Raw genomic sequence first — 23,303 nt, 5'->3', positions numbered from 1 at the left:
TCAGTCACTCGCTACTGACGGTTCTACGGTTCCCTGCTCTAACACGGAGTCGAACTCTCCGTTCACGTACTGGAACGAAACGGGCGGAGTGAAGTCGTCAATGTGTTCTGTCGGATCAATCGCGGTTAGGAGTCTTCGTGGATTACCGATTTCGATGGCATATCCTTCCTGTTTTCCACTGTAATACTCCATGAATCGCTTTCGCTCTTCTATTCCTGAGGCATCCCCATACTGTTCCCACAGCTCGGTCGGAGATCCGCTTGTAATCTGATTTATTTCAAACGAACCGACGATTCGTTGGGCAGGCGAGGAAGCATACAAGATGACATTCTCTACGGAGTCAGCCTTGCTAATGGGCGTTTTTCTGAACTCGTACTTCTTCTGGCTCGTCAGGATCTTTTCAGCGAACTCTGGTTTAATTGACAATAAAACGTTCATCGATGTCACCCAACTCCTTGATTTTCTCATAGGCCGATTCGTCTAGCTGTTGAATAGTCTGTGGGGGGCCCGCAAGAATGTCCTCATCTCGGAGCACACGATACCGTATGGGGTCCGCGAAATCGAAATGCCATTTGAAAAGGAGAACAGTGGTCGGTGACTGGGCAACGTCCTCGATTTCGCTGACAGAGAATACAGACCGCCGACCGACTAACTCCATGATCTCATCCGGATCTTCCATCCCATACTCCACCTGCTCACACACGCCCAACGAAGTGACTTCCTTGTGATCGTGAGAGCGGTAGAAAACCAGAATGTCAGCAGGCTCTATGCGCCGTATGTTCGCGTGAGTGAGATATGCCTTTTTAATCGCATTTGACTCAGGAATGAACTGTCCAGTCACTTCAGACAGTGTTGGTTGTCGTTTATCGTAGGTAGCGAAGAGCTTGTTGTGCCACCTGGGTTGAATGGGAATCAAAAACTTCTGAATATTCGGGCCGTCATGGAAACTTGGATAAAAGCGAATTATCGTTTCAAGCGGATCGGGGTTATCTCCCGGCCCGGGAGTGAGTCGCTTTACGAATACTGTCTCACCATCTTTCTCGTTTGATGCGTGCTGGAAACCGTATTTAGAGATCAGTTTCACCAGATAATCCGATTCCTCATCAATATAGTGCGTAAGGTAGATCTCTTCCAATCCGTAATTGATCGCCTCACGGACCGCGAGACTAATCAATAACTCTCCAGCCTTGGATCCGCGCTTTCTCTCGGATACTTTGAGAGTACTTATTTTGAGTCGTGCTTTCGGGTCCAACGTCGGATCCACGCCAAGTTCTTCCGCTTCATTATCTTTCAGAATTAGTACCGCACCGAGTGTACCGTCCTCGTTCCAGTTAACCCAGGCATCTCGGTCAGCAATACCGGCGAACCAACTCTCGAAGTTTCCATATTCTGTTTTCAGCGAATCAAAAATCGGATCATCAACGTCCAGTTCATCGACTGTGACTTTTTGAATCGATACTGGTGATCTCAATTCATCATCTTTCTCTCGGAAATGCGCTGCCCCCTCTTCGATGGTAAGTACTTTGTCTGCGATTCCAAGCAGGTCGGCTTTCGTATGCATCGGCTGATCTTCAGTGATAAGCAAGTCAACCCGCTGATCGTAGACGGCATATAGCAGAGCGTTATCTACTTGCTCACGATCGCTATCAGCAGAACCGTTGACTTTGTCATAAAAATGGTCGTCATCCGAAGATGGGTATGGCGGAAAAGTTAGCTTCGCATATGTTGCGATCTTCGATTGGGACTTTTTCCTTATTTGCTCGTCTTCGTGGTTCTGTACTTCTACCTCAGAAAGAGGATGTACCAAGATATTGTGTCCAGCAGTTTTGAGCAAATTCTCTAATTCCTGTAGTGCTTCAGGAATCACCCGATTTTGTTCCCGGGTAATGAACACGTTCGTATCTATCAATATATCCAAAATTGTTCACCACGCTGAACAGTACTGGGTCGGAAATCCTGTTGCTGGTTATTAATACTAGCGGCAAATGAGCCGTTTAGAAGAGACGATCCCACTGATTTTGGCCATAGAAGCCAAAGTTTGACAAGAGAAATAGCCTCTACAACAGTTTCAGTGGCCCCTCTTTCTCAACCTCTCCGGTTCCATTTTCAATAAAGTAGAGATCAATCCACTCTTGGCCCCCATCTCGACGGAAGACAGGCACACACGTCGTCGTATGTTCGTACCGTCGTTCACATCGTGTTTCGATTTGCTCTCGTGTCCAGCCGCCGTCTTGCTCCAGATCGTATCGATTGCGAACTTCCCACGAGTACTCGTCAGCGGCCGCTTTGATGACCTGGAGTGAGAAATCTCTCGCGTCCTTGAACGCGAACGGGCCGCTCATGTCCGTCGCACGAGCCAGATCACTTTCGTCGACTCCATCGAGACACAGGTGGTTGTCGCTCTCCGCGACAGCACGGAAGGCTTCCAGCTCCGGGCTGTTCTCTACGAGGACGCCGTGAAGGTAGTCGTGGATCACTTCGTCGTACGAGTCCAGGGCAAACTCGCCGGCCGGTGACACGATCTGAAGCTCGGCACCGGTCTGAGCGACACGTCGTCGTCGCGGCTCAAGCAGCGGACACAGGAACGCGAGCCGGTCGGTGTGAAGCAGGTACGCGTAGCTGAACAACCGGGAACGGGACGGTGACTCTTTCACCGGATCGTGGCCTTCCGCGTAGTACTTCGAGTCCAGTACTGCGATCGTTTCGTCGCCTTCCTGGAGCGCGTGGTCGGGCTCGTGGTAGATCTGCCCTTCACCCTCGAACGGTTTGACCGACGGTGACCGAACCGGAGTAACGTCGTCCAGATCACCGAGGTGGTCGTAGGATTTGATGTAGTTGAGCTCCCGTTCGATGACGACCTGAGAGTACTGCTCGAACAGCGACTCCATGTTCAGGACGTAGTCCACGACCAACTCTCGTGGCCCGTCGCGCAGTTGTTGGCCGAGGGACGAGGACATCACTGCCTTAGAAACGTCGAACGCTTTCTGATAGTACCGACGCTGTTTTGGGAGATCGTGAAGCGAAATCCCCCGGTACTCGTCCATCCGATCTAACCCGCTATCGACGCCCATACTCTCCATCCGTTCCACCTCTCGATGGACTTCGGAGAAGATCCGGTCGTAGGCGGGATGGTCGTTCTCTGAGGATTTCTGCCGGAAGAGTCGAAGGAGCGTTTTCCCCGCGTAGTGGAGCAACGAGTTGGCAGCGTTGTTATACTCGGTCTCGTTTCGGATCCAGTGTGGTTCGATCGTCCCCCGAGCGTGGTTCAGCAGCGTTTGCTCGACATCAATGTCGCCGCGACCATCCAAACTGTTGACTCTCCTGATGACGAGATCCCGGATATATCCGTTCCGCTGAATCCTCTCCAATCCGTCGAGGTAGTTGATCGCCAGCACCACGAACACATCGTCGAGATGGATGTCGTCTGAGAGGAAATCCTGGAGCGGAATGCCGTGATACTCGATCGACCGGTTCTGGTCGTACACCGCCAACAGCATATCGAAGATGTACTCCCAGTCGATCTTTGGATCGACCTGTACCTTCGATGATGGCGTGAGACTCACGACGCCGACGATGTCCGTCGCTTCGACGTGGAGTATCTCGTTGTCGTCGCCGTCTACCGTGACGGTCACGACCTCGTATTCCTGGTCCGAATCGAGTGCTTCCTGGCTCTTTGTGAAGACGCCGGGGCTCTCTTGGGTGAACGACGCGCGACGAAGCTGGTCCATTATGGACGACGGACAGCCCTCTATCCGGATCTCACCCCGCTCGGGGATGTTGAAGGTATCTTGCCCGTATTCGTAGACTTCGTCGACGGTGCTCATTACTCGTAGGAACCCATCTGGCGACGCTCTTGTTCGAGTTCGCGTTCTGCGAGTTCAGCCGCAGGTGACAGATCGTATTCCTCGAATTCACCGTTGAGTGCTCGATAGTGTTCTGCGATTCGTTCGATCTGCGGGAATGCCGCGGCATTCAACAGACGAGGAACGATGTAGGTACGGAACGCTTGGCCGACTGCGTCCGTTTGGTCGTACTCGTACTCGCCGCCCTCACGACACCCGACGCCAAGGAAGACTGCTATGTCTCGGTAGTGCATCGGCCCGAACCGCATAATCGGCCCCTGTGAGGTCGCTTCATTCCCGTGATTGATTCCTTCGTAATCACGCTCAAAGAGCCGTAGAATTTCGTTCTCGTCGAGGTCTGTCTCACTGGTGACGTGCGTGGTGATCCAGTCCTTGAACAGTTGCCGACGTTTGTCTTCCTCGTATTCGTCGAGCTCGATCATCGCAAACCGGCGGGTAATCGCGTTATCGAGTTCGTTCACCGTCCGGTCCGACATATTCATCGTACAGATGATGTTCACTCGCTCATCGAGTTCTATTGTCTTCCCCTCGTCAGTCTCGAAGATCGTCTGATGAGGATTCTCGATGGCCGTATAGAGGGGGCCGAAGATCTTCGAGATGTCTGCCCGGGTAATTTCGTCCAAGATAACTCCGTACTCGACATCGAAGTCACGCGCGCGCTCTACCGCTTCTGAGACACACCCAAGCTTCGTTCGGTAGCTTAGCGATTCGCCGGTATAATCCGGGCTGACCCCACCAATGATGTCGGATGGTGTCCACGACGGCGTTGCTGTATTGAGACTGTAGCCGATGGTCGTTTCTCTGGCGAGCTGTTTGGCGAAGGTTGTTTTTCCGGTTCCGGTCGGCCCATAGAGGACGACAGGCTTCCCAGCCTCTAATGCAACCTTCGCGTTTCGCTGAACGTCACGAGGAACCAGAATCTCTTCGGGGGTTTCGTCGCCACGCAGACTCACAATACGTTTGAGACGATCAGACGCAAGTGACGATTCGAGGACAGCACGACGAACTTGTCCGAGACCACGTTCCCCGTCGTGTCGTCGGTCAAGTTCCTGCTCTTCGACAAGGTACTCTAGTACCTCTTCGCTCTCTGCGTTCTGGATTGCTTCGACGACATTGTCTTCGACATGCCGAAGGACGCCAATATTCTCTTTCGCCTCTTCGACAGTATATCCATCCGACGAACTACTCATTATGACATACAGGTATAGTGTGGGATATAAAAACCATTCCTCGATTACTGAGTTCGACTGTTCTATGGATACTTGCGAGATTGTTCAGTAACGTCCGAACCGTGACAAACCAAAATATTGCTGTCCCACACTCATCTTAGAGCTCAGTCCGATAAAGAGCGTCGTAGTTAGAGAGGGAGTCTGAGAAGGTACTGGATGCCGCTGATCCGCTCTGTGACAGACCTACTTGAACGAATACTTATTTTTGAGGGTGTGTTGAGATTCTCTTATGAGAAAAGATGGCACAACAACGCAATTTGAGAATGTTAGTTACACCCGTGCGGTTGCACTTCAAGAGGTGGGAATCTGGTGGGTAGAAGATGTATATGAAGCGGATTTAGAGGACTTGATGGCAGCAGAAGGTGTTGGAGAAAAGACAGCTAAGAAAATGAAGGCACAGGCTGATCGCGCATTTAGAGATAATTGACTGTGCTGTCTAACTATGATTGGTCCTAGATGAACTCTAGCGGCTCGTACTCACTGTATCTCTCACGCGGTTTCAGAAACAATGTGGATAGGTTCGGATTCCATGTGGGTATGTCAGTTCCTTATACTGAGTGGGATCGGACTCGAATGTGTTACTTGTAGAGGATTTAAACAGATCCTCTATGAACAAATCGGTATTATCGGTTATCGCAGGTTACAGAGATTCTCACTATGATATTGAAGAGAATCGTAGGAAAGTTCATGTTCTGATTCAACGGAGAGATGCGTTCCGTCGACCTCAGAATCATATGGATGTTCGATAGACAAATCGTCTAAGGTAACCCGAACAACTCCATTATCGAAGTCTGCATGGTGATTTGGACAGAGAACGAGCATATTACTCACATCGTCTGGCCCATTATGTGGGGAGCCAAGAGGATTGAGATGATGTACCTCAGAATATCCAGTCCCATCTCCACTGGCTAATCGGGCACCACATAACTGACAACGATTATCGTAGAGTGATTTGAGTTCCGCTACCTTCTCGGCATCTCTTTTCACCCGATCAAGAATTGTACGGTATCGGCCTGGTTCATTCGTGAATTCGCCAGCAGAGAGAGTGACATCACTGAACTCGTCTAGATTCTCAAGACGCGTCGGTTCCGGTTCGGGAGTCCCGACTTCCGTTTCGACAAGTTCGAGCTGCTCCCGCCATATGTCAGTGAAGTGCGTCGGATCGTATTCTCGATGTCGAAAAGGACCACCACTAGCTTCTGCCACTTTATCGAAGTCCCGGAGTAGCTCATAGAAGCCTTGCTTAGTATGATGTGTGTCTTCGTCAAACCGTGGGAGAATTGAATGTACCAGTACCTCAGATGCTTCCCCAAGTACGAGCAATCGCGGGAAAATCACGTCAAGAACTCTCCGGATATTTGGAGAGCCAGTAAACACGATCTGAAGCTTATTCTGTTCTGAAGAGTCCCCGTATGAGAGATTATAGTCGTCACAGAAGCTCAAAAAAAGAGACACAAAGGTTTGAGAAACTCCTGAGCGATGTAACCGTGCAACCGGATACATTCCATAGCCGATCTTGTATTCTTTTGATTCGTTTATGCTTGGACGATACCGACATCCACCGTCGTAAACCCCTGCGATCCATTCAATCGAGTAGTCGGAGCGAGATTCGGCAGAAGATAGTTCTGGCACTTGAATGTCTTCCGTATCGATTTTATGTTTCTCAGCGATGTCTTCTGGCGCCGTATGATACCGGCCTTTTGGCCGCCAACCGTACCGTAGGTCATCGCGGAGAAGCGCGAAATGGTATATTTCCAGTGGCTCAAGGATTTCAAAGTCGAATTCATCAGCAAAAGTCCCAGTAACAAATGCAAGCTCTTGGACGAGATGGGCTGATTCACCTGAAAGGAACGATTGAAGATCTTCTAGGTCACTCCGTTGTTGTAATCGAAAGAACTCGTCACCGTATCCACGTTCGATATACTCATACTGGTATCCCTGTGCTTCCAAAAATTCACCAATAACAGCAGCACGAAGCTCCGTTTCGTACGGTTGGATCCGAAGCATTGGTCGGACCGTATACATCCCCTCTTCAGTCTCGCTAATATCGAATCTAACCCGTCCAATCGTATCAAGTAGTCCAGCAATGTATGAAGGAGCAAAATCGACTGTATCGGCGTCAGTACTCATGTGCGACTATGATAGTCTCACGTGATAAATTAATACTTACTCAGAATTCTACCAAACTTACTTATTGAACTTTGACTTCTAACGAAGCATGTCTTTCTCACAGGTTTTCACCGGTCATACATTCCCCATATTAGAGCACAGGGCGTTCGACACTGTCGGGGAAATAGTCGGTAATCAGCCGGAAAGCATACTCTACATCGGCCAGCAGGAACACCCGAAAGACGTTACGAGGGAACGATGGAAGAATCACGGTCGGTCAGCGTGTTTGAGCATCAGTACCTTCGATGATGTCGTTTCGGAGTGCTATGAACGTGACCAGTACAAGGGTCAAGTGACCCACATCGATAGACCCCTTCTATTTCGACTTGTAGAGCTTGGAGTTGAAGAGATAGATTCACGGGCAAATCCGTTCCATACCGGCGACCAGTTTCCCCGTGCGGGACTCGTTGATGCGGCCGAGAATCTCTATACTGAACTCGAATTTGCCGGCCTACTGTCGTCAGAAGCAATGCGCGAGCGACTCATCGAAGAGGGGTTAGACGACCGGGCTCGCCACACTGCGGAGTTGGCAGAAGGAATCGAGACGGCTCGGCAGAAAATCTTGGCCGACGAGCTTCCTGACACGTACCGGACGGAGCGGATGCACCACGTCATCACGATGGAGACGCCGCTTGATGAACTACTACCTGCCGTGGATGCGGTCGTTCTCGGCGGCTTCACGCAGTTCGATGCGCTGGAACGCAACTTCCTAGAACGAATCGCCAACACGTGGCCGACGGTAGCGTTGCTCCCGACGCAGAACGATTCGGATACTGCCTCTGGGATCGATCGAGGTGCCGCTCGTGCGCTCGAAACGTATCTCGAACTCGGATTCACACGAGACCACTATGAACCGGACTCACCGTCAGCAGAAGAGCCTCAACGACGTGTCACGGCTAACCTCTATCAGCATCCTGAGAAGGCACCTTCGACAAATGAGATTGATCTGGCAGCACTGGGGCTCTCTTACGTCGAATCAGAAACGGTTTCTGTTGAAATCCGGCTCGTAGCGAATCAGATCCGTAGCCATCTTGCTGACGGCGTTGAGCCGGGCACTATCGGCGTTGTCCCAATGAGTCCGAGCGAGTATGCCGACCAGATTCGGGAGTCATTCGATGTGTATGAGCTCCCGTACTCGATACGGACAGAAATCCCGCTCACAGAGACTGCGCTGGGAGAAGTCGTCGAGTCGATCTGTACGCTCGCTAGTGAGCCGCGATCGATCGATACGGTTCTCGCTCTGCTTACAAATCCGCTTGTTTCAGTATCAGATGAAGGAGAGCCAATCGATTATCACGAACTCACGCGGGTTGCGGCTCGTATAGAGACGAATGGGCTCAATACGATTCTTGAACACGTTGACGAGACTGTCGCTGCGACTATCGAGTCGATCGTCCAGGACGCAACGATGCTGTCCACCGTCGATCTTGAATCGCTGCCCGGTCACTTGGATGCGCTTCTGGAACGACTCGGGGTGGTGACGACCTTAGAGAGTGATGACGTATCGTCCGAATTCCGGGCCCGTGAGTCAAGTGCTCGGGATCGTCTCGATCGTGTACTTGAGACACTGGTGCTTTCGGCACCTGCTGCGGATCCCGACATTGGTGATCCCACTAAGCGGCTGGAACGGGCTCTTGCGGGGGTGTCGATTCGTGGGAGTGGCAGTCCGGATGATGAGAATGTTGTCGTCTGCGGCTTGGGGGAAGCGTTCCTACACGAGTTTGATCACGTCTACATGCTCGGCCTGACTGCCTCACATTTCCCCTCTGATACAGAACGATTATCGTTCGCTCAACCGATCTACGAGGCTCATCCGGACTTTGAGCAGAACGATGCCGGGCAGGAAGCCCGCTACCAGTTCGGTGCGGTTATGGCGAGTGACGCATCGATCCAGTTGTCGGCTCCACAGCGTAGCCAGAACGGTGATCCGTACGTTGAGGCGGACGTGTTGACTGAACTCTGTCGCCTCATCGATCTCGACGAAGTGACAATCACCGGAGACGGCGTGGTACCGGGCAGTCAGGAAGATGTTCAACGGGTTATTGGCAAGGTACTGGGGTCGGCATCAGACTCACGCCGAGAGGCGCTCATCGACGGAGCAGTTGACGCAGGGACGTTCGGTCCCAATCAGTATACCCGCATCAGAAATGGCGTAGAGTGCGCCTCAGCGCGGGCAGACGCGACACTAACGCCGTACGATGGTAAGCTCTCTCCGGAGACGGTTGCCCAAGTTCACGCAGAGAAGACACGCAAACCCTACAGCCCGAGTCGCCTCGAAACCTACGCCGCGTGTGGATTCAAGTACTATATGCGACGAGTGCTCGGGATAAAAACGCCGGACCCACTGACGCGAGAACCGGATCCTGGCGTTCGTGGCTCCTATATTCACGACGCGCTCGAACATTACTTCCTCTCTCTACAATCCGAATTGGGAGAAGCAGTCGATCCTGGCGGGGATTTTGATGAGCGCCAAGACCAACTGCTTGAAGTCGCCCTTGATCGACTCGGTAACGCATTCAGCAACTACCCCGAAACCGCATTTCACGATCAGTGGCTCACGTCAGTACTCGCTGGACTTGGAACGCCAGAAGAGAACGTGTACTACGAACCCAAGCAAGAAACAGACGAGGGGAAACCAGTCGCTCAGGGCCTGTTCTATCGATTCCTCGAACACGAGTTTGAGAATCCCGCGAAAACGACTGCACGGCCAACTTGGTTCGAGGCGCGAGTTGGCCAACCGTACGACGCTGGGACGCCAATTTCAGACGACCCGGCGATTATAGAGTCACCTAGTGGGCCAGTCCCAGTTCACGGACTAATTGACCGTGTCGACACTGTTCCTGGAACGGACCCTCTACAGGCAGTCGTCCGCGACTACAAGACTGGAAGGTCAATCCCCGGCGAACGTGAGGCGTTACTCGGTCTGAACTTCCAGCTGCCACTCTACGCGTTACTGGCTGAAGACGCACTTGATGGGATTGAGACCGTCGGAGCGGCCTACTATCAGGTCTCCCCGCCAACGTCGGTGAACTCTCGGAGCGGTCAGATCACGTCACAAGAGATGGCGACGTGGCAGGGTAGCGACGATGTAGAGACGCCGTTGCTGCGCCGTTCGTATCCTCACTTTGAGACGCACGAAGCGTTCCGTGGGTTTGTGGAAGAGATCACAGCAACGAGGGTCGGGGAACTCGCAACCGGGATCGAAGAAGGCCGGTTCCAACCGACGGTACTTGATCCGTCTGATGCGGGGTGTCGGTACTGTGACTATGCCCACGTTTGCGATGTGCGGCCTCACCAGCGGCGGGAGACAATCCAGCACATCGACGACGATGGAATCTCAGCGTATGTGCCGCCGATGGCTCGTGATGTCGATGCTGAAGATGTCGTGGGGGTGGAGTAACGATGGTATCCTATGAAGATCTGACTGACGAGCAGCAGCGGGCTGTCGATGCGCTTGATCGCAACGTGACGCTCACCGCAGGGGCAGGCACAGGGAAAACCACGACGCTGACTGCCCGATACCTGCGGATGATCGAGAAGTCGCTAGCAACGGAAACAGACGAGAATCAAGGGAGTGAGATGCTACTCCCGGAGAACATTCTCACGACGACGTTCACGGAGCGGGCAGCTAACGAACTGGAAGACAGTGTCCGTAGCGAGATCACGGATCGGATTTCGTCACTGGAAGCTGATGAATTCGAAGCGTGGCGAACAGTCGCTGATGAACTTGAACACGGGTACATTCACACGCTTCACGGGTTCTGTGCCCGGCTTCTACGAGAACACGCGTTGAGTGTCGAAGGTCTCGACCCTGGCTTCGATACCCTCGACGAAAACGAGACGACAGCACTCATTCACGATACCGTCGGCACCGTTCTTGAGGAGCACGAGAACCACGATGCAACACGAACGCTCGCACCTCGGTTTTCCCGGAGTCAGTTACGGGACGTACTGACTGACCTCGTGAATGAGCGGCCGGAGAGCATTGAATGGGCCAAACGGTGGGCTGATGCGACCGAGGAAGAATACGTCTCGTTCGTCGAATCCGAACTCCATCCAATCGATCCGGACGAAGCAGCCGAACGACTAGCCGATCCGGAGTTCACCGAAGCTGTCGCAACGCTCCAAGAGATGGTGGAGAGTCCCCCAGACATCTCGACAGAGGGGACAGCTTGGAAGCGGGCTGTGGCCATCTTCGAGATTCTTAGTGACGACTTTGACGATGGTATTCCCACTCGCACGAAACAGACGACGATTTCGAAGCTCAGCATCCATCTCACGAAAGGCAGTGGTGAGCGCTACGCGGATTATACAGGAGCGAAGACGCACTGGGGGGACAGTCCGTGGAAAGACGAGTTCGATACAGCCATCGAGCAACTTGTCGAGACACTCCAACCGGAAGACTACGCGGTTAGCGTCGACTTCGAATTAGAAGCGAATAGCTTCCCGCTGGTCAGCGCACTCGCAGAATTGACTCTACTCACGGTGAGTGAATACGAGGATCGAAAGCGCAGGCAGAACGCGGCCGATTTCTCGGATCTAATCACGTACGCGGTTGAGTTCCTGGACGACGAAGAGAACGAACACATCCGCACGGAGCTTCGTGAGCAGTTCGAATACGTGATGCTTGACGAGTTCCAGGACACTGACCCTCGCCAGTGGGATCTCATCAAGCTCCTGACGGCGACCGAGGAAGGAACCTTTGACGCACAAAACGTGTTCGTCGTCGGTGACGTGAAACAGAGCATCTACCGGTTCCGGAACGCGGACGTGACGCAGTTCAAGGAGATCACAGAAACACTCGAAGCGACCGGGCCGAGCGCTGATCGAGCGGCTGACCAGCTTTCGACGAATTTCCGGACTCTCCCGCCGGTACTGGAGACAATTAACGAGCTGTTCGACACGGTCTTTGACGAAGATGGGGAGCCATACGAGGCCCCCCCACAGCGATTGACGGCGGAACGAGAGGATCCAGCAGACATCGGGAGCGCAGAATATCTCTTGATACCGACTGATTCGGAGCTTCGAAACGCTCGATTCGATGACTATGAGAAGTTTGCTGACGCGGAGCCGGAGACTGATGCCGAGTTAGAAGCGATGGCGCTCGCAGCACGCCTCTCACAAGTGCTTTCAGAGCCGTACCAAGTGTACCCTGAAGAGACAGCTCCTGATGAGGAAACGCCTGAACCGCGTGATATTGAACCGAGTGATATTGCGATTCTCATCCGGAGTCGAACCCACCTCAAAACCTACGAGCGGGCGTTAGACGAAGCCAAAGTCCCGTACTCTGTTGCATCTGGCATCGGGTTCTACGAGACGACGGAGATTACTGCATTACTGAATCTATTCCGGGCGCTGGCAGATCCTGATGATGAACGGGCTCTCTACGCAGCACTTCGATCACCGCTGTTCGGATTCACCGACGACACACTTGCTCAACTCAAAGTCCACGACGAGACACTCTGGGACGCACTGGCAACAACTGAGACGCAGAAGTTGGTAGAAGCCTACGAGTTACTCAGTAAGTGGCGTCGTCTTGCTGGGCTCGGTGACGATGGGGCCGTAGCCTTCGATGGATCGTGGGCAGCATTCTTGAGCCAAATTATCGAAGACACGGGGTATCTGGTGAACGTGAGTGCGGGCGAACGCTCTCAGCAAGCGATGGCGAACCTAGAGAAGTTCCGAGAACAGTTACGCGGGTGGAGTGACGACGGCGTCCGGAGTCTTACGACGCTCGTGAATCGGATTGAACGCCGAGTCGAGCTCGGTGGGCGCGAAAGTGAGGCAGAAACGACGGATGAAGGGGTACAGATCCTGACAATTCACGACTCAAAAGGAATGGAATTCCCGTTCGTGGTTGTCCCAGAGCTTAGCCATGGATTCAAAGACGATGCGGCGCTCGGCAGCGGGAAAGTCGAATTCGAGCGCATCGGTGACGAACACGCGATCGGGATGAAAGCTCCGAGTACAGACGACCCGTTCGAGATGAAAGATACAATTGCCCGCGAAACTGTTCGAGACCGTCGCAGGCAAGAAGAACGTGCTGAAGAGAAGAGGGTGTTATACGTGGCTTGCACCCGTGCTCGTGATCACCTACTGCTATGTGGACATCACGAACTTGCGGATGATGCCGAAGGAACAACACTCACCAACTTGGCCGAAGCTGATCTTGAGTCACCTTCGAGTTGGCGAGATTGGGTTCAGCCAGCGCTTCTCTCTGATGAGGTATGTGGCAAATTGGATACTGAGACCATTATCACCCAGTCATACGGCGATGGATCGTATCAGATCTCGCTTCCGACACCCAGAATCGAGCCTGAAATAGAACCTGAAGATGTTGATCCAACAGTTGAGTTATCACCGGCACCCCCTGACCGCGACATCTCATTCCGCCTTTCAGCGACTGATTTATCCGCACTACTCGGCGGGTACGGTGAAATACAAGTCAACGAAGCGACTCGAACTGCTTTCGTTGAGAAAACAGATCCGAGTCCGGACGATCGCCACGGTGAGGATGATCTGAGCGAGCAGGATAATGAGGACGAGGTAGCTCGTGATTCGGGGTCAGTATCCGGAGAGGCAAGCATCGATCCGAGAGTGTTCGGTGAGATGGTGCACCGGATTTGCGAGCTTCGGCCCCCCGAGTCTCGGTGGTCGAATCTCATGGAACAAACCCTCGTTGATGAGGATGCAGACGTAGACCTCACTAATGACTTACAGCGCCGCGTGAGTGACCATGCGCAACGAGGCATCGAGTACGTGAACGAGCAGGCAGCGGGTGACGAAGTTGAACAGCAGTACGACGAATTATACGTTACTGCGGAATTCGATCAAGGTGAAATCGCCGGGTACATCGATCATCTCATCGTCAGCCCCTATACCTACCATATTGTAGACTACAAAACGGGTGCTGTTGCGCCAGAAGAATTAGAGGCTGATGCAAAGTACTACCAGAACCAAATGAAGGCCTACGCTGTCGCTCTCCATCAACAGGAGACCGATCGATCCGTCCGAGTTTCTCTCGTATTCACCGAGATTGACGAGGCTTGGGAGACTGAGTGGAACCCGACTAACATCGAATGTATGAAAGAATCTCTTCAACAGGATCTTCTGGCCAGAATCGACTGAACCCCCACTATTTCTTCTGGAGATACGCTTTCCATAGCGCTTTGATGCGTGTTCTTCGATAGAAATGCAAGTTTACTTTTAACTGGGTCTCATGTATTTAGGTACAGCAGCCCGGTGCCGCCTCGCAGAAAGGCCGCGTGGTGCAACACGCGACCGGGCTGTTCCACACTAGAAACAGCATGTCACAGAATCACCTCACCCGAGAAAAATCTCTCGGACTGACTCCCGCAGACGTACCGCTTGAAGCGCTACCAACCGTCGAATTAACGACTGAGGATATTCAGCGAGCACTCGAACTCGCTGAAAAACGGAATGACTCATACAAAGCAATCGACGGTGGCCTCGTATTCGGCAACCGCGATGCTCTTACCAGCCACCAGATCGGGCTCTTAGGTGAGCTCGCCGTTGCGAAACTCTACGGAATCGACATAGATGGAAGTACCTACCGAAGAGGTGATGACGGGAAAGATCACTCCCTCTTCGGAGTCGATATTGATGTCAAAGCAACAGCGACCGAGAAGGTTCGCTGCCCCGATTTACTGGTGCGTTCCGATAAGCCACTCCGTGCAGAACTATACATCCGAGCCCACGTGATTGATTGGGACTCTTCGAGCGCCCGTGTCCGTATCATCGGGTGTGCATCCCAAGAGAAAATCAAAGAGCAGACGCCCGATGACCAGCTCTTCGACGTGCCAAATTACATTGTCAATCCCGAAGAGATGAGCTTCTTACCGATGCTGCAGCCGACAAGCTGATCTGATACAGGTTGATGAAGGCGTCCTCATCGGGTATTCTGTCGTATATTGGTAGTGGCGGAATCGCCTACTTGTCCGTACGAGTCGGGTATACCGCAGTACGTACTCAGCTTACAGAGCCGTACCTTGAGGGGATACTCTGGCCGATTTCCGTTGTTGGACCGCTATTGTTAGTTTTTAGCGCAGCCACAGTACTGCTAACGGCTTTGCTCGAACTTGCTGAACGTGGCGAAACGCCGGTACTACTTGGACGAACCGTCTATACATTAGTTGGTAGTGCAGGAATGCTCGGAGCGGTCATTGGGACCGTGCGAGTAGTTTACCGCTGGAGTGTCCCATCTGGAGTCGAACCGACAGTAGGAGCTATCGTTGCCTTACTGATAGTTGCGGCTCCTGTCACGATGGCATCGTATCTCTTGTGGCGACCACAAGACGAATTCGTAGGGTCTCAGGCGAAAACAGATGAGAACCAGTACACTCCAGAATATGTCCGAGATAAAACCGCGCAATGGAGTACTGATGACTCCCCCCAGCGTCAACCGTCTACCCACACACGGGAAAAGAAAATCGAATTTCAAGATGGAGTGGCCGACCCACCTCAGGCCAGTCGATCCAGTCAAGATGAGAGAACCGACTTGACCGAAACAGAATTCGACTGGACAACAGACACAGAACTCACGTTCGAGGATGTCGGCGGGATGGGCGAGGTGAAAGCGGAATTGAAACGAGGCGTGATTATGCCGCTCACGACTCACCGTGAGAGCGCAGAACAACTCGGGATTAGCCCTGAAAATATTATATTCCATGGTCCGCCAGGCACCGGGAAAACCTACTTAGCCAAAGCTCTTGCTGGCGAGCTCGGGTATCCTGCTGCGTTTCTGTCTGGAGCCGATATTCAGAGTAAGTGGATCAACGAGTCCGCCGAACTCGTCAGCACGTTATTCACAGAAGCTGAAGCCGTTGCTGAACAACACGACGGATGTATCATCTTTCTTGATGAGCTCGATTCCGTGTTGAAGAGCCGTACTGGAGCTGGAAATACCCATGAAGAGGACAACAAAGTAGTGAACGAGTTCCTCAACCACCTGGAAAATATCTCTGATGACAGTATCGTGTTTATTGGGGCGACAAACCGGTTAGAGTCGCTTGATAACGCGGGGATTCGATCAGGGCGGATCGATAAGAAGATCCATGTTGGATTGCCAGACCGGCGGGCCCGACAAGACATTCTCCGCGCCCAGTTAGTTGACCGACCAACTACCCTATCCGACGATCAGCTTGAGCAGGTTGCCGGGTGGACACAGGGATACAGTGCCGCAGATTTAGAGCAAATTGTCGAAGATGCCGCAATGGCGACTCTGGAGCGCGGTGACGACAAAATTTCGTGGGTCGATCTACGGCGGGTCGTCTCTGTGTGACGGCGGTTGCTTGCCTAAGTTCCAAAACACGAACTGACGAGGCGTTAGATAAGCCGGATTTATCTTGGGTCCAGAAATTGTTCTAACTTTCTGTATAACCCGCGCTGGCGAGTTCACGCCACGTCAAACGAGCCGAAAGTGGTACCTTACCGTCCAGTGTATTGAATTCTAGCGTACAGGCTTAGTGAGGGGGTAGTATAGTCGTACTGTCAGTTCGTATTTCTGATTCCGAGTCTGGCCTTCAACAACTTTCGGCGCTCCCTGTCGATTTCTCTGTGTCGAGATCGTTCACTCAACCCTGTAATTTCTGTGGCTCTGTTAAAATCCTCAATAAGTGATACGTCGTGACCCGTTTGCAATCTCTTCAGATCAATGCAAACTCAGCGTGGAGTACGGTACAGACTAGTTAGTGATTGGATGAATGATTCGAAGCGAGACATTTTGAGACATGGATCTCCCGCTGGATGGCGATTAGTTTTCCGAGCGTTAAGGTGGTTCCGTGAGTGAGCGAGACAACGGTATGAGTCGGAACAGACAGCAAAACGGAGAGGCACCGGACGCTGTCCATCTATGGATATGTAGAATCACCGGCAGTAAGGACGAGACGACGACGTATTGCGACCGAGAACGTGCGCGTCGATGGGTGCGTGCAAGGCTCGGGAGTGATGGTGAGTGGCGTAGCGATACATGGAAAGACGTGTACGATGCGGGTCAAGATACTGGGATCGTTGAGTTCTCAGTTGTTCAGGACGCTGTCGGGATAGTGTTTGAGGGCGATACAACTGACACTCCCGGAGCATAACGCGTGCAGTGCGTAGATCGTTCAGTACAGGGGACCCACGAATCGCTTAATAAGCACAGTAGGTTATTTCTGTGCGGTGTTTTGTGCAGTGAGATCCTGGTATTTTTCTATCAGATTTTTGAGTGTATCGGCCGTATCTATCCCTAACGGCCGGGGGATTGAAGCTGAGAGTAGAAGTAAGAACCAAGCCATTCCATTATTAAGGGTTCCAAAATTCCGGTCTTTCCGAATTGACATTTTTAAGTCAGACTTCATTTTAGCAACTTGTTCTGAATCAATTTCTGAGTCATCTTCTATAATTGAATCATCAAATGAGATCTCATCAATATCAAATTCATCACTAACAACGTCTGCAGGACCTCTCATGTCGTCGAAGAACGGCAGACTGGAGTTCACAAATAGAACATCATCTTGTACGATTAGCAAGAGATCCCAAGCGTCTTGATATTCGATTAATTGGTCAACTAACCTTTCATCGGATATTGAGCGCTCATCATATACTAAACATTTTATTTGACTATTCGTAGTATATGTGCCTGTCTGTGAAATCGCAAAAGTTCTCTGTTCACTTTTGGCTAATTTAGAAACTTTCCGTAGTTTTGTTAGGTCTTTTTCCAATCTACCTGAATCGATTTTGCTTTTGACTTCACACAAGAATGCAGTACCAATCAACGGAACATAAGTCATATCTTGCCTTGTTTTGCCGCCTAGTGACGACGGTCTGGGACGCTTTTACTGTAATATTCCGCCAGATTAACCCGGAAATGGACGCCGTCTGGCGATATGGCATCGCTCAGACGGCTTGCTTGGATGTGTCGAGATCTTGCCAAACAGCATGTTGATGATCCGGACGTACCCGCCGCGCCGGACGGCGCGGACGGGTACGCTGAGTGGGTACAGATCGCGTTGATCCTGTATCGCGTCGAACTCGAAAAGAGTCTCCGTGAGACCGAAGACTACCTCAACGAGATGCCCGGCGTCCTCGCCGTGTTTGATCTCGACGACGCACCGCACTACAGTTCGTTTTGTCGGTGGGAAAACGAGTATCGGATGCGTGAACTCCGCCGCCTGCTCCGCACTTCGGCGGAGCAGGCGGGCTGGAGTGGTGAAGCCGCAATTGACGCAAGCGGCTTTCAACGCGACCAAACCAGCTACCACTACCGCGATCGCGCAGACTTCTCGTTTCAGTCGATGAAGACGACGATCTTGATCGACGTGAATTCGCTAGCGATCAAGGACGTTCATTTCACGACGCAGAAGGCGTGGGACGGCCACATTGGGATGCAGGTCTTCCGCCGGAACGCGGAAGACCTGCGTGTGTTATCTGCCGACGCGAACTACTCATGGAGCGAACTCCGTGAGGAGTGTCGCTCCAACTCAACGCGACCACTGATCAAGCACAGAGAGCAAACACCGCTACAGAAGGCTCACAACGCCCGGATGAACGAGGATTACAACCAGCGCTGGATGAGTGAAACCGGCTTCTCGCAGTTGAAGGAAGACGACGGCGAGAAGCTCCGCTCCCGGAGCTGGCACGGCCAGTTCCGGGAGCTCACGCGGAAGTGCATCATCCATAACCTGACGCAGGCGGCGAGTTAGGGCTCGCCGCCTGCTCTCCCTTCTCCGGACGTATTTGGGAGAGGCATCGCCGTCGTCACCTGATCAAGGAAGTAAGATACCATAGTTTTGACCCTTTGACGACCACCGCCAGCGGCGGCTACTACATCTTCTGAGTGTAAGAACCAGTCTCTGACATCGTGAAACCGTGAGTTATCGACCCTACCCCGACGCAGTCTTGCGTTCAACAAGGCATCATATCTCCAACATCGAAGACAATTCTCGGTCTGGCGCTCTCAAATAATCCTACGAGATCGATCTCGTGTTCTCCTCTTGAGGTATCGAACACGTCAAAAACATCGAGGTTCTCATCAATAATTACAGATTGAGTTTGGATTTCGTAGACACCTCGATAGTATTTTGTTAAAAAATTCTCCAGTGCCTGCTCGTATGATGCTCCTTTATTACTCGGATTATGATGTTGATCTCTAAATTTTTCCCAGTCGTGATTTAGTTGCTTCTGTATCCCTTCAAATAGTGAAACAATCTCCTCTTCTTTAGATGTCATATTTGGTTGTCATTCTGTCAGCAAATAATTGTTCTGTGGTATTCACTACAGGGTGGACAACCCTTCTACGAATTACTCAATACGCACCCTTCAGTGACCAGCGATTTCAAACGAAAATGTTTCTGAACAAGAGGATTTCGACAGAGTCGAAGAATTAGAATCTTCTGAAGTCGCTAATTCTGCTACAGAACCGTTCAGGGAAAACGAATCGGATTTAACGTTTTAGACTACTCGTAGTAGCTGACGCGCTCGACAACTTCCGCGAAGGCGACATTCTCGCGCACATCAGTGATCTCGATAGTAACACGCTCGCTCTGTTTGGTATCGGGTACAATAACGACGAACCCGCGCTCAACGCGAGTGATACCATCGCCTTGATCGCCAATATCTTCGATTTCGACGGTACGTTGTTCACCTTCCTCGACAGGGGGCGTCTGTGACGTTTGCTCGGGCTCTGGATCGGCGTTAGTCTTATTGGCCTCGTTAGTCGTAGGTGACGGGAGAACAGCCACACGATACGTCTCGTCCGCTTGTAGGTCGCCAAGCCGGACCTCTTGCTCTGGTATCTTAATCATATACGACCCGTTACGTTCTTCGACTTTTCCCGAAAACAGACACTGAAGTTGCTCTGAAATTTCCATTGAAGACCTTACCACGGATACGCGAGGAAGAACACTTTACTCTGCTGTCTTCGACTATTCAGGTGATACAACGTCCTCACACGCTGGACACTCGGCCCACACGCCCTCAGTGCCGTCGTTCTTCTTGTACTCAACGAGAGCCCACGCTTCCGATATGTCCTCACCACATTCCGGGCAACGACCGAGTGACGATTCGTCAGCGTTCATGAAGGGGTGGAAGGAGCGTGTGACAGTGTTCCTTCCACATGAATTTCGTTCGGGGTTGAAAATAAGCCTTTGGCGGCTTTGTAGGTCGAACGCACCGAATCTCTGATGGATACAGACCACCGATGGCATTAACTCACAGTCTCCAAAACTCCGGACCCATGAGTGTCCGCACAGTACTTACTCGGCTACTGCCCGGTGACGAGACAGAAGTAGTCGTGGAGTGTCGCCGGTGCGGTGAGAATCTTGCGTCGAGTGCAGATGAGTGCCCCACGTGTGGGTCAGCTGAGATTGAGCGCTTCCAGATTTCAGAATAGGGTGCTGTATTCGGGGTAGATCAGTCACTGTTGCCAATCAGGCAGACCTACGCGACAACGAGATTCCTAGTTCACAGGTTCAGTATTGAAGTAGAATAGTCGTGCTGCTAGCACGTGTTTCCGATTCCGAGTCTGCGATTCAACCTTCGGCGCTCCCCACTGATTCATTGTGTCGATATGGTTCACCCGATCCCGTAGTCTCATAGCCTCTGTTGAGATTCTCCCATACTTGACATTAAGACGAACCACTCTCTCCACGAGATTCCGTAAATCAGGTGCGAAATTAGCATTCGAGTATAAATACAGACTATGGCTCATCAACAATAACCTACACAAGAATGAAAGAGCTATGAGGTCGATTGATTCAGGGTGACTTCCATCTCGTATTCATACAGCGTCAACTCTGGAATCACAGCCATCGCATATTCGAGTTTTTCCGACGAGTCACTCACGATAAGCCTACCTTCGACTTCAGCATCAGCGCTAACGCCTTCAAGATCGTCAAGATGCGCACGAACCCAGCCAATATACCGTAGAATTTGACCTACTGCCCGGTCACTAGTACTACCTTTCTTCAGTTCAAGAATACAGACACGCGCATCTGACGTGTGTGTGAGGAGTATGTCTGGTCGGCCAATGCCAGTTGAGAACTCGACTCCGGCTTCCGGATCGTCTGAATCACTATAGATCTCCCACTGATCGGAGAGCCCCATTTTTTCCCAGTGATTGACGAGATACTGTTGTAGATGCTGTTCCTTAGCGAACTCACCTGTTGCTTCCGTATCCTCTACTGTCTCTAAGGGATCTTCTTCAATTCCTACGAGATACCCGAGTAGGGCGTCCAAGTCCCAGAGATCGAGGTCTAATTCGGTGCCGAGATCCAGTAAAACCTCGTTCACTCGATCGTATCGCTGACCGAAGTCACTCCCATATTCAAAGTCTGGCCAGATGTCTAGCTGTTTGAGAGCCTCTTCTGAGCGGTTGTTCCATACGCCGTACTTCTCAGGATAGGCAGTCACGAGAATCGCAGAGATCGTTGCTTTCCCCATACCATCGACTTTCTCCTTGGTATCCTGTACACGCGGCGCAAGGTCCTGCTCTTCATCTACGAGAGATCGTAATCCATCTCTGAGCTGTTCCATATCATCAGTCATCATTGAGCGCTTCCGATGTAACCCAGTCCAGTGACGGTTGTTCTCGTATAGAAGAAATTCTTTGAACTCCTGCTCGGTGAGACTCCCAATTTCCGTAGGTTGGAAGAGCGACTGGTACTCACCAAAAATAGAAGCTTTCTGTTCAATAGAAGCCGGTGGATCATCTCTCATATCTCTCTCCGCAGCTCGCAATCGCTCAACGGCTGAGTCAATACTCATATACTACGAGTTCCTTGCTGAGGTATTAATAATTTAGACGAATCACAGAGCTCGAATAGAGATTTTGATAAGCCTTCATCAGAGTGTGAAACTGATCACAATCTCATATTGCTCTATACTACGTATCAGCTAGAATGTCAACTTGATCTAATCGAATCTCCTGTGACCAATATTCATACTATACTACTCAGTGACATCATCTAGTTTGTACAGATCTTGCCTTGTTGAACGCAAGACAGCGTCGGGGTAGGGTCGGTAACTCACGGTTTCACGGCGTTAAAGCACGGTTCTTACACTCAGAAGATGTAGTAGCTGCCGCTGACGGTGTTGCTCGAAGAGTCAAAACTATGCCATCTTACTCCCTTGATCAGATGACGATGGCGATGCCTCTCCCAAATATGTCCGGAGAAGGGGGAGCAGGCGGCGAGCCCTAACTCGCCGCCTGCGTTAGGTTATGGATGATGCACTTCCGCGTGAGCTCCCGGAACTGGCCGTGCCAGCTCCGGGAGCGTAGCTTCTCGCCGTCGTCTTCCTTCAACTGCGAGAAGCCCGTTTCACTCATCCAGCGCTGGTTGTAATCCTCATTCATCCGGGCGTTGTGAGCCTTCTGTAGCGGTGTTTGCTCTCTGTGCTTGATCAGTGGTCGCGTTGAGTTGGAGCGACACTCCTCACGGAGATCGCTCCATGAGTAGTTTGCGTCGGCAGATAACACGCGCAGGTCTTCCGCGTTCCGGCGGAAGACCTGCATCCCAATATGACCGTCCCATGCCTTCTGCGTCGTGAAATGAACGTCCTTGATCGCTAGCGAATTCACGTCGATCAAAATCGTCGTCTTCATCGACTGAAACGAGAAGTCTGCGCGGTCGCGGTAGTGGTAGCTGGTTTGATCGCGTTGAAAGCCGCTTGCGTCAATTGCGGCTTCACCACTCCAGCCCGCCTGCTCCGCCGAAGCGCGGAGCAGGCGGCGGAGTTCACGCATTCGGTACTCCTTTTCCCACCGACAAAACGAGCTGTAGTGCGGTGCGTCGTCAAGATCAAACACGGCGAGGACGCCGGGCATTTCGTTGAGGTAGTCTTCGGTCTCACGGAGACTCTTCTCCAGTTCGACGCGGTACAGGATCAACGCGATCTGCACCCACTCGGCGTACCCGTCCGCGCCGTCCGGCGCGGCGGGTACGTCCGGATCATCAACATGCTGTTTGGCAAGGTCTCGACACATCCAAGCAAGCCGTCTGAGCGATGCCATATCGCCAGACGGCGTCCATTTCCGGGTTAATCT

The 23,303-nt window shown here is 51.9% G+C and carries 17 protein-coding genes; 6 read left to right on the top strand and 11 right to left on the bottom strand.

The window, feature by feature from the left end:
* The 4 genes from ACZ45C_RS09770 to ACZ45C_RS09755 all read right to left on the bottom strand — a co-directional run bounded on the left by ACZ45C_RS09770 (position 1) and on the right by ACZ45C_RS09755 (position 5,056).
* Positions 1-447 (bottom strand): ASCH domain-containing protein, encoded by a 447-nt coding sequence (locus ACZ45C_RS09770; protein WP_464374314.1) that lies wholly within the window; start codon positions 445-447, stop codon positions 1-3.
* Positions 416-1,894: a PIN domain-containing protein gene (locus ACZ45C_RS09765; protein ID WP_460562050.1), complete on the bottom strand. Its 1,479-nt coding sequence runs from the start codon at positions 1,892-1,894 to the stop codon at positions 416-418. Before ACZ45C_RS09765 ends, ACZ45C_RS09770 begins: the two co-directional genes overlap by 32 nt.
* Positions 1,895-2,057: 163 nt before the next feature.
* The gene (locus ACZ45C_RS09760; protein WP_460562048.1) at positions 2,058-3,824 is read right to left on the bottom strand and encodes a 5-methylcytosine restriction system specificity protein McrC; all 1,767 of its coding nucleotides are present in this window, start codon (positions 3,822-3,824) and stop codon (positions 2,058-2,060) included.
* Entirely contained in the window at positions 3,824-5,056 is a 1,233-nt protein-coding gene (locus ACZ45C_RS09755) for an AAA family ATPase (RefSeq protein WP_460562110.1), read from the bottom strand. The genes ACZ45C_RS09760 and ACZ45C_RS09755 overlap by 1 nt, the downstream gene beginning before the upstream one ends.
* 265 nt (positions 5,057-5,321) lie before the next feature.
* On the opposite strand from ACZ45C_RS09755, the gene ACZ45C_RS09750 reads away from it, so the two are divergent.
* Entirely contained in the window at positions 5,322-5,519 is a 198-nt protein-coding gene (locus ACZ45C_RS09750; RefSeq protein WP_379739421.1) for a helix-hairpin-helix domain-containing protein, read from the top strand.
* A 203-nt stretch (positions 5,520-5,722) separates the two neighbouring features.
* Here ACZ45C_RS09750 and ACZ45C_RS09745 read toward each other — a convergent pair whose 3' ends face one another.
* Entirely contained in the window at positions 5,723-7,222 is a 1,500-nt protein-coding gene (locus ACZ45C_RS09745; protein ID WP_460562045.1) for an HNH endonuclease, read from the bottom strand.
* Positions 7,223-7,310: 88 nt separating this feature from the next.
* Here ACZ45C_RS09745 and ACZ45C_RS09740 point away from each other — a divergent pair, with 88 nt between their 5' ends.
* From ACZ45C_RS09740 to ACZ45C_RS09725, 4 genes are all read left to right on the top strand, one after another.
* Positions 7,311-10,661 (top strand): PD-(D/E)XK nuclease family protein, encoded by a 3,351-nt coding sequence (locus ACZ45C_RS09740; protein ID WP_460562043.1) that lies wholly within the window; start codon positions 7,311-7,313, stop codon positions 10,659-10,661.
* Positions 10,662-10,663: 2 nt separating this feature from the next.
* Positions 10,664-14,389: a UvrD-helicase domain-containing protein gene (locus ACZ45C_RS09735; protein ID WP_460562041.1), complete on the top strand. Its 3,726-nt coding sequence runs from the start codon at positions 10,664-10,666 to the stop codon at positions 14,387-14,389.
* Between the two features lie 140 nt (positions 14,390-14,529).
* Positions 14,530-15,144, top strand: coding sequence for a hypothetical protein (locus ACZ45C_RS09730; protein WP_464374313.1), 615 nt, complete (start codon positions 14,530-14,532; stop codon positions 15,142-15,144).
* Positions 15,145-15,350: 206 nt separating this feature from the next.
* Positions 15,351-16,562, top strand: coding sequence for an ATP-binding protein (locus ACZ45C_RS09725; RefSeq protein ID WP_460562037.1), 1,212 nt, complete (start codon positions 15,351-15,353; stop codon positions 16,560-16,562).
* Positions 16,563-17,427: 865 nt separating this feature from the next.
* Here the strand turns inward: ACZ45C_RS09725 and ACZ45C_RS09720 are convergent.
* A complete protein-coding gene (locus tag ACZ45C_RS09720; RefSeq protein ID WP_460562035.1) occupies positions 17,428-18,051 on the bottom strand; it encodes a hypothetical protein in 624 nt (207 codons plus the stop codon).
* A 96-nt stretch (positions 18,052-18,147) separates the two neighbouring features.
* Here ACZ45C_RS09720 and ACZ45C_RS09715 point away from each other — a divergent pair, with 96 nt between their 5' ends.
* Positions 18,148-18,963 carry an IS5 family transposase gene (locus ACZ45C_RS09715; RefSeq protein WP_128906796.1) on the top strand — a complete coding sequence of 272 codons (816 nt, stop codon included), beginning with the start codon at positions 18,148-18,150 and terminating at the stop codon, positions 18,961-18,963.
* 202 nt (positions 18,964-19,165) lie between these two features.
* Here the strand turns inward: ACZ45C_RS09715 and ACZ45C_RS09710 are convergent, their stop codons facing one another.
* The 5 genes from ACZ45C_RS09710 to ACZ45C_RS09690 form a co-directional block, all read right to left on the bottom strand.
* Positions 19,166-19,489: a hypothetical protein gene (locus ACZ45C_RS09710; protein WP_460561843.1), complete on the bottom strand. Its 324-nt coding sequence runs from the start codon at positions 19,487-19,489 to the stop codon at positions 19,166-19,168.
* Between the two features lie 227 nt (positions 19,490-19,716).
* Complete coding sequence (locus tag ACZ45C_RS09705; protein ID WP_460561845.1) at positions 19,717-20,130, bottom strand: TRAM domain-containing protein; 414 nt, start codon at positions 20,128-20,130, stop codon at positions 19,717-19,719.
* A 54-nt stretch (positions 20,131-20,184) separates the two neighbouring features.
* Positions 20,185-20,337, bottom strand: coding sequence for a DUF7837 family putative zinc-binding protein (locus ACZ45C_RS09700; RefSeq protein ID WP_460561847.1), 153 nt, complete (start codon positions 20,335-20,337; stop codon positions 20,185-20,187).
* Positions 20,338-20,998: 661 nt separating this feature from the next.
* A complete protein-coding gene (locus tag ACZ45C_RS09695) occupies positions 20,999-22,024 on the bottom strand; it encodes a PDDEXK family nuclease (protein ID WP_460561849.1) in 1,026 nt (341 codons plus the stop codon).
* A 430-nt stretch (positions 22,025-22,454) separates the two neighbouring features.
* On the bottom strand, positions 22,455-23,270 hold the full coding sequence (locus ACZ45C_RS09690) for an IS5 family transposase (RefSeq protein ID WP_464374304.1): 816 nt from the start codon (positions 23,268-23,270) through the stop codon (positions 22,455-22,457).
* Between the last annotated feature and the right edge of the window lie 33 nt (positions 23,271-23,303).

It is taken from the genome of Halorubrum pallidum, assembly GCF_055380345.1.
The sequence above is the reverse complement of the archived record's forward strand: the minus strand, read 5'-3'. Positions and strand labels throughout refer to the sequence as shown.

Excerpts from the sequence above, each read along its gene's own strand:
- ACZ45C_RS09760 (WP_460562048.1), bottom strand. The coding sequence starts at position 3,824 with ATGAGCACCGTCGACGAAGTCTACGAATACGGGCAAGATACCTTCAAC.
- ACZ45C_RS09750 (WP_379739421.1), top strand. The coding sequence starts at position 5,322 with ATGAGAAAAGATGGCACAACAACGCAATTTGAGAATGTTAGTTACACC.
- ACZ45C_RS09745 (WP_460562045.1), bottom strand. The coding sequence starts at position 7,222 with ATGAGTACTGACGCCGATACAGTCGATTTTGCTCCTTCATACATTGCT.
- ACZ45C_RS09740 (WP_460562043.1), top strand. The coding sequence starts at position 7,311 with ATGTCTTTCTCACAGGTTTTCACCGGTCATACATTCCCCATATTAGAG.
- ACZ45C_RS09735 (WP_460562041.1), top strand. The coding sequence starts at position 10,664 with ATGGTATCCTATGAAGATCTGACTGACGAGCAGCAGCGGGCTGTCGAT.
- ACZ45C_RS09720 (WP_460562035.1), bottom strand. The coding sequence starts at position 18,051 with ATGACTTATGTTCCGTTGATTGGTACTGCATTCTTGTGTGAAGTCAAA.
- ACZ45C_RS09715 (WP_128906796.1), top strand. The coding sequence starts at position 18,148 with ATGGCATCGCTCAGACGGCTTGCTTGGATGTGTCGAGATCTTGCCAAA.
- ACZ45C_RS09710 (WP_460561843.1), bottom strand. The coding sequence starts at position 19,489 with ATGACATCTAAAGAAGAGGAGATTGTTTCACTATTTGAAGGGATACAG.
- ACZ45C_RS09705 (WP_460561845.1), bottom strand. The coding sequence starts at position 20,130 with ATGGAAATTTCAGAGCAACTTCAGTGTCTGTTTTCGGGAAAAGTCGAA.
- ACZ45C_RS09700 (WP_460561847.1), bottom strand. The coding sequence starts at position 20,337 with ATGAACGCTGACGAATCGTCACTCGGTCGTTGCCCGGAATGTGGTGAG.
- ACZ45C_RS09695 (WP_460561849.1), bottom strand. The coding sequence starts at position 22,024 with ATGAGTATTGACTCAGCCGTTGAGCGATTGCGAGCTGCGGAGAGAGAT.
- ACZ45C_RS09690 (WP_464374304.1), bottom strand. The coding sequence starts at position 23,270 with ATGGCATCGCTCAGACGGCTTGCTTGGATGTGTCGAGACCTTGCCAAA.